The sequence below is a fragment of the Streptomyces melanogenes genome (assembly GCF_014649795.1).
Lineage (GTDB): Bacteria > Actinomycetota > Actinomycetes > Streptomycetales > Streptomycetaceae > Streptomyces > Streptomyces noboritoensis.
The window spans coordinates 21,399-35,759 of record NZ_BMTS01000045.1; the positions used below are offsets into that span (position 1 = coordinate 21,399).

Genomic DNA, 14,361 nt, shown 5'->3' on the forward strand with positions numbered 1-14,361 from the left:
TGCCGCCTCCCTGTCCGCCCCAGCCGAAGAAGGTCCTCATGCTGGAAAACCGTCTGCTTGAAATCATCATCATCGCCCTGGTCGTCATGGTGCTCTTCGGAGCGAAACGGCTCCCGGACACGGCACGCTCGCTCGGCAAGTCCCTGCGCATCCTCAAGGCCGAGAGCCGCGCGGGTCGCGACGAGGCGGTCCAGCAGGAGCAGGCGGCCAAGCAGGCCGAGCCACCGGTGCTGCTCCGGGCCGAGGCCACACCGGTCCGCGAAACGCCCGCCCCGGTCTCGGAGCCCGCCGCCAAGGAGACCACCCGCTGAGTGGCCGGGACCGCGGAAGACTCGGCGATCCCGCCGCACACGAGTGATCCACGGGTCACCGACCCCACTGCCCGCGGGCGGCAGGAACGCGACCTCGGTCGCGTTCGGCCTCGTCTGCGACAGCGGCACCCTGTCGGTACTGGACCAGGCGTTGCGAGCGGCGCACCCCCAAGGCGCTCGGCACGAGGCTGCGCCGCTCGCCGACGCGGCACTCGGCGCCCGGCTCGCCCGGCTGTGGGCGCACGGCCTGCTGTCCCGTCAGCCGCACCCGGACGAGCGGCTTCGGTACGCGTATCGCCCGACCCGGCGCGGCGAGTCGCTGCGGCCCTTCCTGGTCGCCCTTGAAGCCTGGGAATCCCGGTGGGGGGCCGGCCGCCCGGATCCACCGCTGACTTCATTCTGCGCCTGCCGACCCTGCGGGGAACCGACACTGGTCTGCCGCGCCTGCGAACAGAGCACGGCATCCTCCCACGAGGTACGCAGTGTGATCGGCCCGAGCGGCGGCGGCTGGCGGTCGATCCCCCCGCCGCCACCTCGTCTGCGCGGTGCCCCACCGCCGCTGACCAGGTACGGGCACTTCCCGGAAGCCGTCAAGGTGATCGGCGACCGCTGGTCGGCCGTGCTGGTCGGTGCGGCGTTCCTCGGCCCCGGCCGGCTCGAGCAGTTCCAGCAGTGCCTCGGCAACCCGTCCGCCCTGTCCACGGACCGCCTGAGGGCGCTGCGTGCCCTGGGCATCCTGGAGCGCGAGGGCAGCTCCTGGACACTCACCGTGAAGGGCCGGGCACTCTTCCCCGCGCTGATGCTGCTGGTGGACTGGGGCCAGCGGTGGTACGAGGCGCCCGAGGGCCCCGCCCTGCTCTCGGTGCACCGCAGTTGCGGGCAGCCGTTCGCACCGCGTCTGGTCTGCGGCACCTGCGGCGGGAATCCGGCACAGCAGGCGTCGACCACCGAGGGGTCGGACCTGTCCGCGCTCGCCGCGCCCCACCGCCTGACGGCGGCTGGCGCGATGCGGAACTGACGGGGCGTGACTTCCGCTGATCGCGGTCGTTGTACAGGACGCATCCGTTTACCCCGACGGACGGTCAGGGTCTCGCGGTCACCATCGGCGAGGCCCTGATCTCAAAGCCGCGACCGCCATGGTCCCGAGTACCGGTCGCGGCACGGCCGCCGCGGACACGATCAGCCCCGTTCCTGCCGACGATGGCGTACGGATTGGCCGCGTAGGGGGTTTCCCCCCACCAGCGCATGGCAGTCGATGAACGGGGCGCCGCTGTCGCGGGTGAACCCCGTCGCGAGAAAACCGGGTTGCCGCTCCTCATCTGCCTGCCCCACAAGGACCGGCGAGCACACCCCCGGGAAGAGCACTGACCGCAACAGAGGGGTTTCGGGGAGCCTCGGCACCGACACCGCCGCACGGAACCCGCCGGACCGACTCCAGCCATTCGGACGGCGGCCGAACGGGGAGTCTCAGGGCCGCTCTCCTGTGTGATCGGCCCACTAATCGTCCAGGTGGGCGGTCCGGCACAGGGCAGCCGACCGGTGCCGCCGCGACACACCTGCGTTTTGACGGACCGTCACCACGGGACAGAGACACTGCGCCCGACTGCCGCCGGCGCCTCGGGCGAGCCCATCGAGTGAAGGAGACAGATGCAACTGAGACGCATCGCATCCGTGACGGCGAGTCTGGCGGTGCTCACCGGGACGGCGATGGCCATCCAGAGCGCGACGGCTGCCACCACACCCACCACCAACCCACGCAACGGACAGGTCACTTGCGTCCGCGGGGAGGTGTGCGTGCAGTCCGTGACGGGGGTGATCCCCGACTCGGATCACATGGTCTCCACCGTGATCCGCTATCCCAAGGACGGTGACATCCTGGAGAAGGACACCCCGTTCACCGTCCACACGAAGTCCGTCAACCTGGCCACCGGGGCAGCGGACGGGGATCCGGACGTACCGGACACCATCTCCCTCCAGACGCTGGACAACAACGGCATCGTGCAGGGCCACAGCCATGTTTCGATCCAGCGGATCGAGGATCCCAACCAACCTCCCAACCCTTTGACCGTCCTGTTCTTCAAGGAACTGGCCGACCCGGCGGACGGCAGCGGCGAACTCACCACCTTGGTGGACAAGGGGCTTCCGCCCGGCAACTACCGGGCCTGCACCATGGTGGGTTCGTTCGGTCACCAGCCTGTGCTCATGCCAGTCGTTCGGCGCGGGGCTCAGGACGACTGCACACGCTTCTCGGTGAAGTAGGAGTAGCACGGGCGGGGCGGGGCGGGGGGGGAAGACGGAGTGGACCGGGCACACACGGCCCGGTCCACTCCGCTGTGCGGGGGGAGCGGAACAGTGAAGGGCCCGGCCTGCACAGGAGTGGTGGTGACCTGCTTCCCTGTGCGGGCCGGGCCCTTCGGCTCGTCGGCCGAACTCAGGCCGTCGTCGAAGCCCCCTTGCGACGACGCAGGTAGAACACGCCGCCCATGACCGCGGCCGCAGCGCCCGCGGCGATGGACGGGTCCGCGACCGGCACCGCGTTCACCTTGGGGGTGGAGGTCATGAGGCTCATCTTGCGGGAGTCGGTGTCACCCCGCGTGGACGTGGAAGCGGTCTGCGTGGCGTGGAAGACCGCGTACCCCTGATCGAGCTGGGTGTTCGCGGGGGCATCGGCGTCGACCGTCAAGGCGACCGCCCATTGCATGATGGCGTCTCTGGGGTTGTCCGTGGTGTCCGGTGACTGGCAGCGCATGGTCGTCGGAGAGTCCAGGGTGCACGACCAGTTTCCGGGGGTGTTGCCCGTGACGGGGGTCAGCGCGGCCTTCGCGAACGTCGTGTTCTTGGGAGCGACCAGGTCCATGCTCCAACCCGCGTAGGTGTGGGGCGCGTAGGTGTTCTGGATGCCGAAGACCGCCTTGCCCGTGTTGCCCGGAGCGATCTCGGTGAGCGCGCCCGGCTGGTCGATGCCGTCGTACTGGATCTGGCCGGTGCTGCGCGGCGAACCCGCCTTCGAGGACTTAGCGGACTTCGCGGACTTGGTGGCCTTCTTGGCCACGCGCGAGGGCGCCTTGGGGGAGGCTGCCCCATGGCTCTGCGGCGCGGCGCTCGGGTGGTGGCTCCCGGGCGCCGCGCTCGGGAGGCCGTGGGGCGAGGCGCTCGTGTGGCTGTGTGGCGACGCCGAGGCGTGCGAGGGCGAGGACGAGGCGTCGGGCCCGTGGTCGCCCAGGGTGTCGGCGAACGCCGGGGACGCCGTGGCCGCCAGGAGGACGGCGCTGGCGGCGACAGCGAGGCGGTGCGTGTTCTTCATGCGCAGCGACATGGCGTGTTTCTCTCTCCGGGGCTGATGTGATGGACGTGCGAAACAACGATCGGAAGGTAATCGGAGAGCGAACGGTCGCAGCCGGTGCCTCGCCGGTGTTTCATCCGGACGAAGCAACGACGCTCTTGCTGGATCCAGGCCTTCGAAGAGCTCAGGACACGCACATTTCAGGGCTGCTGAACGAGATTTCAGAGCCGTCAAATGGCCGATAAGGGAAGGCTTCAGAAGGGGCGTCAGAACCGGGGAATCCGGCCGCGCCGGGAAGGAGCCAGGAACGCGGGGTGCACACACCCGAGTTCGGCGAGGCAGCCTGGCCCTGCCCCGCCTTTCCAGGAGACGGCGACAGCGGGACAGAGCCGTGTCGGATCCACCTCCCACAGGACAAGACCCGACGACTGCCCGACGATCTTCCCAGACGAGTGGACCAGGCACCGGGTACGACACGGTCGCATCGCCATCAATTCCCGGCGCCTCCAGGGAATATGACTATTCACCACCATGCCATCCACTGATGATCTGCCCGGTCGCGACAGTCGACCCACAGCCGCCGTCCCGTAATAACCCGCCCTTGGCGATTCGCACACAGAAAAGGAGAAGAGGCCCAGTACTTTGTGACTTTGACCAGTATCCGCCAGTGGATTGGTGACCTTCTGTGGCTAGAAAAGCGTCGCGTGCGGCGGCGGCGATGGCAGTGCTCTGCGTGATGACCGCAGTGGCGGGGTGCAGCCAGTCGTCACTCCCGGACGACGACAAGTCCTGGGCGAGCGAGCCGCTCGGAATGCAGACACCGCCCGTGGGCGAGGCGAAGCTGGATCCCTCGGTGCACGGCAAGACGGTACTGGTCGTGGGGGATTCCTGGGCGGGCAACCTCGCCGAGGGCATGTCCTCGGTGTCGTCCGGCAAGAACCGCATTGTGGACGCGGGTCTGGGCGGGTGCGGCATCATGCTGCCGAGAACGCAGATGGGGCACGAACCCCCGGCGGTGTGTTCGGCCTGGCCGAAGAAGTGGCCTGCCTACATGAAGAAGTACAAGCCCGACGCGGTCCTGCTGCGGACGGGCAACTGGGACATCGTGAGCCAGACCTTCGACGGGATTCCGTTCGAGGTCGACGTCACCAACCCGATCTTCCGCGAGCGCTTCCGCATGGAGACGGAGCGTGCCATCGACATCCTCACCGCCGACGGCACTCCCCTGTATATGACCAACGTCAGGATCTCGGAGGACGAGCGGTACCACGTACGCACCCTGGCGATGAACCACACCGTGCGCAAGGTGGCGAAGGCCAACGAGGACAAGGGCGTCCACCTGCTCAACCTCACCAAGCAGATGTGCAACGACCGCGGCTGTCCGGTGAACCTCCAAGGGCACTATCTGTTCGACGAGTCGGGCCACCCCGACAAGTGGGCCCGTGACCGTCTGGCGAACTGGATCCTCAACTCCATGTTCGCCAAGGAGCACGCCGCCTCCCGGTAGCCCGCCCGGCCGCAGCGACGAGCAGGCTCACCGCTCCTCCCCTTTCCACTCCTGATGGCGACCGCCCGCAGGCACGACCGCCACATGCTCGCGGCGGCCGCCGCCTGTCCGGCGGTGCGCTCCGCACTGACCCACCTGGGTCTACGACGACCGTACGGCTCGCCCATATTGGTTACATGAAGTGATTTTCAAGTTGCGCAGTGCATCGGGCCGGGTGAGCGTGATCGCGTCGAGGTCCGCGCGGACCCGCCGAAAGGACAGTCAATGCCACAGCGCATGCAGAAGCCCACTCGCGCCCGAGTAGCAGCGGTCCTAGCCGCTCCGGTGCTCTCCCTGACCCTGCTGGCCCCCGCCGCCTCCGCGGTCACGGCCGCCGAGAGCAACCCTCCCGCCGCGGAGCAGACCCACCGGGTCCACAAGCCTCTCCTGCACGATCAGGAGACCTACCGTCCGCTCGTCCACGGCACGCTCAACCACAAGCGTGCGATCGAGGAGGCGCCTACGCCGCCCGTGCCGGACCCCGGCAGCGCTCCTGCCACCCTGCCGACCGGTGACCTGGGCGGCCTCCTGGGCGGCCTGCTGGGCGACGACGGTCTCGTGGGCGGCCTGCTGAAGGGCCTGCTCGGCCCGAACGGCGCGGTCGCCGGTCTGCTGAAGGGGCTGACGGGCGGCGGCCTGGGCGACACGACGGGCAAGCTTCCCGTGGGTTAGACCCGCTCCTGAGCCGTGGGGTGGGCCCGCTCCGGGGCGGGCCCACCCCACGCCGACCTCTGTCTGACACACCCCCCGCCCGGGCTCCGCGTAACTCCGTCGCGCCCCCTCGGAACACTAAGCTGGGTTCATGGAGACGGAGCACAGGCAGCAGTTGAACGTGCGGGTCGGATCCGGGACCCACAAGCTCCTCAAGCAGCGCGCCGCACGCGAGCGCGTCACGGTCCAGGCGTATGTGTCGGGCCTGATCGAGCGGGAAGTGGATCCCGACCGCGACGCGTTCGTCTCCGGCCTGGTCGAGGACATGACCGGACTGATGGAGGAGTTCGAGGACACCTTCGAGGCGGGTCGGCGCTGATGTACCGAAGAATCGACGCCCGCTGGATCGAGGAATCACTCCAGCAGTTCGAGCGGAACACCGGACGTGAGACGGGCATCGACGACTGGGGGGCGCTGGCCGCGGCCGTGAGCCGCCACGCCTACGAACTCCACGCCGGCGAGCCCTACTACGTCGAGGCCCCGGTGCGGGCGGCGGTGCTGCTCCAGATGTTCGTCACGCTGCGCCCCCTGCCCGACTACAACGGCCTCATCGGAGCGGCGCTGGCGGTGCGCTACCTCCACGAGTCCGGGGAGCCCGTGAGCCCTCCGCCCGGGGGTATGGCCAGCCTGGTGAGCGGCATCCGTCAGGGCTCCCTGAACCTGCGCGCGGCAGCCGCGCTCCTGCGCTCGTGGAACCGCACTGCCGACTGCACGGTGCCCGGCCCCAGAAGCCAGCGGGGCCTCACCTGAGCGCGCTGCCCGCCCGCCACGTCACCCAGTCGACGTTCCAGTCGCCGTAGCCGTTGTTCACGGCCACGGTCTGCTTGGAGTGGACGACCGTCACCGGGTCTCCGGGATGCGCCCGCTCGTAGAACCACCGGGCGTCGGCCATACCCATGCCGACGCAGCCGTGGCTGCCGTTGGCCTTGCCGAACTTGTCCTCGTTCCAGGGCGCCGCGTGGAGATACGTCCCCGAGGCGGTGAGCCGGACGTTCCATTCGACCCGCCCCAGGTCGTACGCGTCGGGGCCGAAGATACCCACACTGGCCGAGTCCATCCGCAGAGCCGGGCTCTTGTCGAGCACGACCAGAGTGCCGTTCCAGGTGTCGAAGCCCTCCTTGCCCGCCGAAACGGGCAGCGTGCGCACTCGCCTGCCGCCCTCGGACACGGTCATCGTTCTCTTGGCCACGTCGACCGTGCTGATCACCGCCGCGCCGATGCGGAAGTTCACGACACGGTTCTGGATGCCGTAGAAGCCGCCGCCCGTATCCACCCCGTCCAGCCCCATCCGCAGGGTGACCCGGGTATCCGGCTTCCAGTACTCCTTGGGCCGCCAGTCGGCCCGGTCGCTGCCGTCGCGGTCCTTCAACCAGCTCCACGAACCCTCCGTCGGCGGGACCGAGGTGACCGAGAGGTGCCGCTCGACGGTGGCCTTGTCGCGGACGGGCCGGTTGAACACGATCGAGACGGGCATCGCCACGCCGACCGTGGTGCCGCCGTCCGGGCTGTACACCCCTACGACGGTGCGTTCCTCGGGCGGGTCGGGGGTGTTGACGGCGGCGGTACGGCCGAACCGCTCGCCGTCCTCGCCCATGGCGCGGACCACCACGGTATAGGTGACCCCCGGCGCGGGCCTCGCACGCGACACCCACATTCTGCGGTCCGCGGAGAGGGAACCGGCCAGGTCCCCCGGGCCGGGCGCACTGACCCTGACCGAGGCGAGCCTGCCGACGCCCGTGCGCACGGTCACGTGCCGGTTCCCGGCTGCGGCCGTGATCCCCGTGGCCCTGGCGGCCGCCTTGGCGTCGCCGCCCGGTCCCGGGCCGGATGCGGAGCCGCACCCGGCCGAGGCCGACAGCAGGGCCAGCAACACCGCCGCGGCCGCGGCGCGGGCCCCCGCGCGGCGTTTCATGACCACCTCCGTCGCCTCCGCGCCGCTCACCACCGCTACCGCGCGGTGATCTCGCTGACCATGTACCAGGCCGAGGTCGCTCCCGGGGTGGCGTCCAGCTTCGCCCTGACGCCGGTGACCTGGGCGTCATAGGGAAGGACCATCGTGGCGTGCGGGGAGGCGCCCTCCGTCAGGCGCACCACGGTGTCCTCCTCGTGCCACACGCCGTTCTGATCGCGCCAGGACGCGACGCCGGACAGAGGCACGATCACGCCGTACTTGGGGTTGGGCTTGGTGAACCAGATGGTCGCGATCCGGGCCGCGCGCGGCACCTTCCAGGTGACCTCCACCGATCCACCGGTGCCGGCGGGGATGCCGTCGACCAGGTTGCTGAACTGCGGCTCGAAGACGGGGGCGATGGCGTCGTTGGTGAGCCGCTCGGAATTGTCGCCGTAGGCGGTCTGCTGGCCCTGGTTCACCGACGGCTGGGGGGTGACGGTGTAGGGCTTGCCGGTGGAGATGACCTGCTTGTTCTCGTCCTTGACCAGGATCTCGTCAAGCAGGATCCAGCCGGAGCCGTGGCCGAGGACCGTGACGTAGCGGCCGGTGACGTTGGCCACGTCCATGTGGAACCGGCCCGCGTTCTGCTGGGTGCCGGGGACCTGGTAGTAGAAGTTGTGGGAGTGTCCGGAGGAGCCGACCGCCGGTTCGTTCAGGAGGGTCCCCGCGTCCCTGGCGGGCGCGTCCCGGCCGATGAGGGCGACCGGGTCGGTGGGGAAGGTGATGCCCGAGCTCTGGTCCTCGTGGGTTACCAGCTCGACCCTGCTGATCCTCTTCTGTTCCCCGAGGTCGACGGTGATGGTGAACAGCCCCCCGTAGAAGTTCCAGCCCATCACACCGGGCCAGTTCCAGTCGCCGGTCGAGGACATCTGACCGTCGGTCAGCTTGCCGGTCCGGAAGTCCAGGTGGGTGTCGGCGGTGTCCGCGTACTGCCCCGGCTGGATGCTGTACGAACCGTCCGAGGGCTCGCCGGTGGCGCCGTTGGCGATGACGGGCACGATGTACTTGTTCGCCACCAGGCGTGTGATGTCCGGCCAGCTGGTCCCGGTCTCCCTGCTGAGGGTGAGGGTCAGCCGGGTCACGGTGCTGTCGCCCCCCGGCGCCAGCGCGAGCGGGCACCGCACCTGCTCGTACGGCTGGAAGTCGGTGGTGCCGGTGCGCTGGACGAACGAGGTCCGGGTGCCGCCGGGGCCGTCGACCTTGACGGTGAGCCGGCCGCGCCACGTGGTGTTGTTCTTCTCGTCGGCCGCGTTGTCGGTGAAGTCCATCCGCACCGCCCACAGGTCCATGGGCTGGCCCGGGGTCCACTGGATCACCCGTGTGCCGTCCGGCTGGATCTCGTCGGTCGGCCAGGGCAGGCCGATCTCGAGGTTGGCGACGGGCTTGCCGTCGAGGTAGTCGGCGAGATCGCTGTAGCACCACCAGCGGTCACCGGCCGCGGCGGCCTGGGTGGTCATCTTGTCGAACATGTCACCGGTCAGGCCGGTGAAGAACACCTGCGGGAACGCGCTCGCACCGGAGAGCTGCGAGATGGCGAGGTACTGGTGCGCGGCCCAGTTCTCCACCTGGGACTCGCCCGCGCTGCTGGCCTCGTACTCGAAGGCCTGGCCGAGCTGCACCGACTTCGCGCCGATCGCGTACAGCCGGCCGTCGTTGGCCTCGCCGCCGTACTGCAGGGAGCGGAACGCCTGGCTGGGCTGGACGTTGGACACGTCGAAACCGAGCAGCTTGGCCTTGTCCCAGTTGGGGGCCATGAAGTAGGGCACCCACACGGTCTTCAGGCCCCGGTTGTGCGCATGGGCGTTGAAGTCGACGACGAACCGGGGGTCGCCGGTGGCGTCGAGGATCTCCTCGCGGTGGTAGTAGGCGCCGTACAGTTCGAGCTGCTGCCACTTCGCGGCCTGCGCCCGGGACTTGATCTGGTCGAGGTACCAGTCGGCCGCCTGCAACCGCTGGTCGGGCTTGGCCAGGTCGAGCGTGGTGGACCAGCCGGGCAGCCGCAGGCTGTGGTTGGCCGGGTTCAGCCACGGCATCGTGATGGACACCTTGATCTTGGCGGGCGGCGCACCGTACCGCTGGACCAGCGCGGCGGCGGCGAGGTCGAGACGCCAGGCGTCGTTGAAGGCGTCGTTCAGGACGCCGGCGAGCTCGTCCCCGGTGAACTCGCCGTACATCAGGTCTTTCTTGTTGTAGTCGATGGCGGTGAGGATCGCCGAGTCGAAGAGCCACTTGCCGGTGTAATCCCCGTTCGGGGCCACTCTCATGAGGTGGTGCTGCCACTGGGCCGGGTTCCGGTTGGCGTCGTGGTAGACCACCATGGACCGGTGCCACTGGCCCGCGGCCCGCGCCTGTGAGGGAGCCGCCGCAGCGGTGAGCAAGGACAGGGCGGCGGCGAACGCGGCGAGCACACTCAGCACCGCGGACATGGGCCGGCGAAGGATCATCACACCAACTCTCCTGGGCTGGGAGCGCCGCCCTATCGGGCCCGCGGCTTCCCACTTGGTGATGCTTCTATACCGACTTGGTGCGCTTTGCCACGAACTTGGCGGTGCGCCGACACGCTTGTCGGCTGTCCGGGCGCCTTCCCCCGATAAGTACGAAAGTCTTGATATATGCGAAATCGGGCCGAGATAGCCCGGAAGTGTGACGACCGTCGAAAGGACCGCATGCCCGCGCTGCGGCAAGGGCAGACTCATGACAACGGCCTTCGTGCCGATCGGGTGGACGACGCCCACCCGAAGGGCGCCCGATCGCACGAAGGCCGTCCGCGGAGCACGTCAGTCGGGGCCCGCCCGATGTGACCTCATGGCGAGCCCCGGCCCTGCAAACGAAGCCGACGCCTACGAGTAACGGGCAACGGGACCCGTCACCGCCGTCTCGGCATTGCGGCGCGTCTTGGCCCATCCGCTCTGCCGACGCAGCAGGCGATAGAAGGCCCGCCATGAGGTCACGTAGAAGAGCAGCATCATCAGGGCGTAGCCGACTCCCCAGCCCAGACAGCGAGCGAGCGAGTGCGTGCGGTCGCAGCGCAGCCAGTACAGCACGCCCCAGACGGCGAATTGAGCGATGCCGAAGACGAGGTACAGGGCGAACAGGGCCGCGCCGCCGTCCCGGAGGAACTCCATGGTCTCCGGCGTGTACAGGATCAGGTTGTTGAGGAAGATGATCACAGGGATCGGGTAGATCACGCTTCCGAGCAGCTGCACCCAGGGCTGGAGCAGATAGTAGGTGAGCTCAAGCACCCCGGCGTTGCCGAGCTGCGTCGAGCGCCAGACACGGCCGACGTACCGCATGCACTGCATGGTGCCCTGCGCCCACCTGGTGCGCTGCACCACGAATCTCGTCAGGCTGGCAAGGCCCTCCTGCTCGACCCAGGTGGAGGCGGTGTAGCCGGTGCGGTACCCGGTCAGCATCACGTGCAGTCCGAGCTCGAAGTCCTCCAGGAGAGAACCCTGCCAGGGCTCGCCCGGTCCCCCCGCGATGTTCAGAGCGGAGAGCCTGGTGAACTGCCCGTTGCCGCCCATGCAGACACTGCGGGTGTGGGTACGGGACATCTGGATGGCGGAGATGGGAGCGCGGAACTCGATGTCCTGCAGGCGGACCAGGGTGCGCCCGAAGAAGTTCCGGATCCTCCCCGCCCTGGGGAAGGGCTTGCGGTCCTCCCGGTTCATCATGCGGACTTCGATCTGCACCGCCCCGATGCGTGCGTCGCCGAAAAGGGCGGAGCCGGCGATGACGTCCATGCAGTTCTGGGCCGGCCGGCCGTCGGCGTCCACCACTCCGACGACGACCCTCTCGTGGTCGGCACCCTCCGGAAGCCATTCGACGAGCTGGCGGTACGCCTCGTTGAGCGCCTCGCTCTTGCCGGTACGTGCGTTGGGCAGGTCCCGACAGACCACATGCGTGCGGTCGTCGCGCGCGGCGAAGCGCTTGGCGATGGACCGCGTCTTGTCCTCGGACGCGTCGTCGATCACCCACAGGTGGGTGGTCGGGAACGCCTTGCGCAGATAGGCCAGGGTCTGGCCGACGACGGTCGCCTCGTCGCGGCACGGGATGAGCAGGTGCCACTCGAAGTCGGACGCCTCGCCCGGCGGGTCGGGGCGGTGCCGGAGGAAGGCGACGATGAGAGCGATGACATAGACGACGAAGACAGCGTTGATGACGAGCGCGACCGAGATCGTCAGACCGACGAGACTGCTGTCCTGAAAAGTGTTCACGCGCTTCTCTCATGGAGTCGGTTCGTACGGGCCTTGACGGCCCGGACCGCCTTGCGGGGCAGGCCGATGCTTGTTCCGAAGAAGGTGACCGTCGCGATGGCCACACCCACCAGGCTGATCAGCGATCCGGCGATCGTGTGCGACCAGCCGAAGCCCTCCATCCCCCAGTGCACCGAGCTCCATGCGATGACGCCGAGGCGGGCCTGGTTGAAGGCGATGATGAAGGCCACGGCGACCGTGAGCCCGACCATGATGTCGAGCACTCGCCCGCGATGTCCGAGGAGCATCACGGTCGCGAAGACCAGGATCGGCAGCACCAGCAGCGCCGCGCTGCAACCGTTCGAGATGCGCAGGCCGAACATCTCGTCGGTGCCGAGGCCGTAGTAGACATCGGGTTGGTCCGGCGGTACGTACGTACCGCCGCGCATGAGCGGCCCGAGCACGGTGCCGGTGAGGTTGGCTTCGAAGACACAGAGCTGGGCAATGCTGACCACAGAGGCCACGGCGGCCCCGGCGATCAGCACGGCGAGCACCAGACGCAGTACGGGCAGAACCCGCTGCCGCCGGGGGGTCGGTTGTCCTGCCAGCTGCGGGACTCCGGCGCCGAAGGGGGTCGCGGTGACGTCCACGTGATCACTCTCCGATGGCGGGGCGATGGGTATACGGCACGGGCGCGACGCCGATCGACACGCGCCCGGGGAGACGTTGGGGAAGACGGCGAACGCCTCGCCGCATCAGCGGTTGCGCCGTACATGAGCGGCACGCACGCTCACGACACCGGCTGCGACGAGCACGAACGCCAGGACGGCCAGCAGGACGAGAGGGCCGTGCACACCTGCGTGAGCGAGCGTGCCGCCGACCGCCGCACGGCCGCTCACGGAAGCCTCGGGCCGATGGCGGTGGTCGCCCACATGGTGAATCCTTCTCGCTGCTCGTCGGGGCCGAGGTCGAACGGTCAGGCGGGCTCGTGGTGAGCGGCCTGCACCGGGCGTGCCTGGGGGTGGATGACGACTGGGCGCCGGCTGCCGCTCTGGGCCGCCACCAGCTGCCTGAGGTCCGCGGCGATGTGCGCGCTGGCGCTGCCGTCGCCGTAAGGGCTCGGCGTGTGCGCCAGGGTCTCCATGATGAGGGGGTCTACCAGCAGGGTGCGCGCCCACCTCTCCAGCTGGAGCGCGTTGGTGGCGAGCTTGGCGAAGCCCGCGTCGAACGCCTCGGGGCGCTCGGTGCTCTGGCGGACCACCACCAGCGGGCGCTTGAGAACGGTCGTCTCCTCCTGGAGACCTCCGGAGTCGGAGATGAGCAGCCGGGCCTCGGCGGCCAGTGCCAGGAACTGCGGGTGGGCCAGCGGTTCGACCACGCGTACCTGCGGCGGTAGCGGATGCAGGTCATGGCGCTCGATGGCACCACGGGTACGGGGGTGCATGGGGAAGACGACCGGCATCGGCAGCCCGCCCAGGGCTTCCAGCACATCGGCCAGCCGCTCGGGATGGTCGGTGTTCTCGGGCCGATGGATGGTCGCCAGGATGAATTCCCCCGGCGTCAGACCGAAGTCGGCCAGCAGCTTGTGGCGCTGCTGCTGCTCGGGAAGGGTGGCGTAGGTCGCCTCGACGACGGTGTTGCCGGTGATGCGGATGCGCTCGGTCTCGACTCCCTCGCACAGCAGGTTGCTCGCCGCCTCGGCGGTCGGAGCGTAGTGCCGGTCCGCGACGACGCCGACGAGCCGCCGGTTGATCTCCTCGGGCATGGCACGGTCGCGCGAGCGCAGCCCGGCTTCGATGTGCGCCACGGGAATGCCGCACAGATAGGCGGCCTGGGCACCGGCTGCCGCGGTGTTGGTGTCCCCCTGGACGACCACCACGGCGGGTCTGTTCTGCTGGAACTCCTCGACCAGTCCGCCCAGGATCGACGCCATCTGGACGGGACGGGGCATGCCCCCGATCCCGTTCATGAGCAGTGCCGGGGCCGGCAGACAGTAGTCGCTCCAGAAGACGGCTGACATCGAGTCGTCGTAATGCTGTCCCGTGTGCACCACCTGGGCCAGGGAACCGAGCTCATGGATCACGCCCGCCGTCTTGATGATCTCCGGGCGTGTACCGACGACAATGGCCACGCTCTCGCACAGCGCGTTGCTCGGCGTGTCGTCCAGATTGGGCATGATGGGCCTTTCTCACCGGTGGGAGTGCGCTGGTCAGCGCGGCGTGGGGAGGTCCGGACCGCCGGGCGGCGGCGCCTCGGACCGGGTTTTCCTGTGGCCCGGTGTTTGTGGGTGCCGGGCCACAGGAGGGGGTCAGTCGGTGGTGGCGCGGCGGCGGATCACCACGGCACCGGCCCCGAGGGCCAGG

At 69.1% G+C, this 14,361-nt stretch carries 14 protein-coding genes; 8 read left to right on the forward strand and 6 right to left on the reverse strand.

Translation table 11 applies throughout. From position 1 onward, the window contains the following. The first annotated feature begins 38 nt into the window (after window positions 1-38). The 3 genes from tatA (at window position 39) to IE252_RS40865 (ending at window position 2,570) form a co-directional block, all read left to right on the forward strand. On the forward strand, window positions 39-311 hold the full coding sequence (gene tatA, locus IE252_RS40855) for a Sec-independent protein translocase subunit TatA (protein WP_190094585.1): 273 nt from the start codon (window positions 39-41) through the stop codon (window positions 309-311). A gap of 43 nt (window positions 312-354) precedes the next feature. Beyond that, window positions 355-1,329, forward strand: coding sequence for a winged helix-turn-helix transcriptional regulator (locus IE252_RS40860; protein WP_190094586.1), 975 nt, complete (start codon window positions 355-357; stop codon window positions 1,327-1,329). A gap of 629 nt (window positions 1,330-1,958) precedes the next feature. Next, entirely contained in the window at window positions 1,959-2,570 is a 612-nt protein-coding gene (locus IE252_RS40865) for a hypothetical protein (RefSeq protein ID WP_190094587.1), read from the forward strand. Window positions 2,571-2,742: 172 nt separating this feature from the next. On the opposite strand, the gene IE252_RS40870 is transcribed toward IE252_RS40865, so the two are convergent. Beyond that, complete coding sequence (locus IE252_RS40870; protein WP_190094588.1) at window positions 2,743-3,627, reverse strand: hypothetical protein; 885 nt, start codon at window positions 3,625-3,627, stop codon at window positions 2,743-2,745. A gap of 703 nt (window positions 3,628-4,330) precedes the next feature. Between IE252_RS40870 and IE252_RS40875 the strand changes: the two genes are divergently transcribed. The 4 genes from IE252_RS40875 to IE252_RS40890 all read left to right on the forward strand — a co-directional run bounded on the left by IE252_RS40875 (window position 4,331) and on the right by IE252_RS40890 (window position 6,601). Continuing rightward, a complete protein-coding gene (locus IE252_RS40875) occupies window positions 4,331-5,101 on the forward strand; it encodes a DUF459 domain-containing protein (RefSeq protein ID WP_190094589.1) in 771 nt (256 codons plus the stop codon). Window positions 5,102-5,377: 276 nt separating this feature from the next. After that, the gene (locus IE252_RS44095; protein WP_190094590.1) at window positions 5,378-5,812 is read left to right on the forward strand and encodes a hypothetical protein; all 435 of its coding nucleotides are present in this window, start codon (window positions 5,378-5,380) and stop codon (window positions 5,810-5,812) included. A gap of 130 nt (window positions 5,813-5,942) precedes the next feature. Beyond that, window positions 5,943-6,170 (forward strand): hypothetical protein, encoded by a 228-nt coding sequence (locus tag IE252_RS40885; RefSeq protein ID WP_190094591.1) that lies wholly within the window; start codon window positions 5,943-5,945, stop codon window positions 6,168-6,170. Next, window positions 6,170-6,601 carry a hypothetical protein gene (locus IE252_RS40890; RefSeq protein ID WP_190094592.1) on the forward strand — a complete coding sequence of 144 codons (432 nt, stop codon included), beginning with the start codon at window positions 6,170-6,172 and terminating at the stop codon, window positions 6,599-6,601. The genes IE252_RS40885 and IE252_RS40890 overlap by 1 nt, the downstream gene beginning before the upstream one ends. On the opposite strand, the gene IE252_RS40895 is transcribed toward IE252_RS40890, so the two are convergent. The 4 genes from IE252_RS40895 to IE252_RS40910 form a co-directional block, all read right to left on the reverse strand. Next, window positions 6,594-7,763, reverse strand: a complete 1,170-nt coding sequence (locus tag IE252_RS40895) for a L,D-transpeptidase (RefSeq protein ID WP_190094593.1) — start codon at window positions 7,761-7,763, stop codon at window positions 6,594-6,596. The genes IE252_RS40890 and IE252_RS40895 overlap by 8 nt on opposite strands. Window positions 7,764-7,798: 35 nt before the next feature. After that, window positions 7,799-10,246 carry a DUF4855 domain-containing protein gene (locus IE252_RS40900; protein WP_229849129.1) on the reverse strand — a complete coding sequence of 816 codons (2,448 nt, stop codon included), beginning with the start codon at window positions 10,244-10,246 and terminating at the stop codon, window positions 7,799-7,801. Between the two features lie 396 nt (window positions 10,247-10,642). After that, entirely contained in the window at window positions 10,643-12,019 is a 1,377-nt protein-coding gene (locus tag IE252_RS40905) for an XrtP-associated glycosyltransferase (protein WP_229849128.1), read from the reverse strand. Continuing rightward, window positions 12,016-12,648, reverse strand: a complete 633-nt coding sequence (locus IE252_RS40910) for a hypothetical protein (protein ID WP_190094595.1) — start codon at window positions 12,646-12,648, stop codon at window positions 12,016-12,018. The genes IE252_RS40905 and IE252_RS40910 overlap by 4 nt, the downstream gene beginning before the upstream one ends. Before the next feature lie 123 nt (window positions 12,649-12,771). Here IE252_RS40910 and IE252_RS40915 point away from each other — a divergent pair, with 123 nt between their 5' ends. After that, complete coding sequence (locus IE252_RS40915) at window positions 12,772-12,993, forward strand: hypothetical protein (RefSeq protein ID WP_190094596.1); 222 nt, start codon at window positions 12,772-12,774, stop codon at window positions 12,991-12,993. Here the strand turns inward: IE252_RS40915 and wecB are convergent. After that, entirely contained in the window at window positions 12,975-14,174 is a 1,200-nt protein-coding gene (wecB, locus tag IE252_RS40920) for a non-hydrolyzing UDP-N-acetylglucosamine 2-epimerase (RefSeq protein ID WP_190094597.1), read from the reverse strand. The two genes, IE252_RS40915 and wecB, sit on opposite strands and share 19 nt — an antisense overlap. Window positions 14,175-14,361 lie beyond the last annotated feature (187 nt).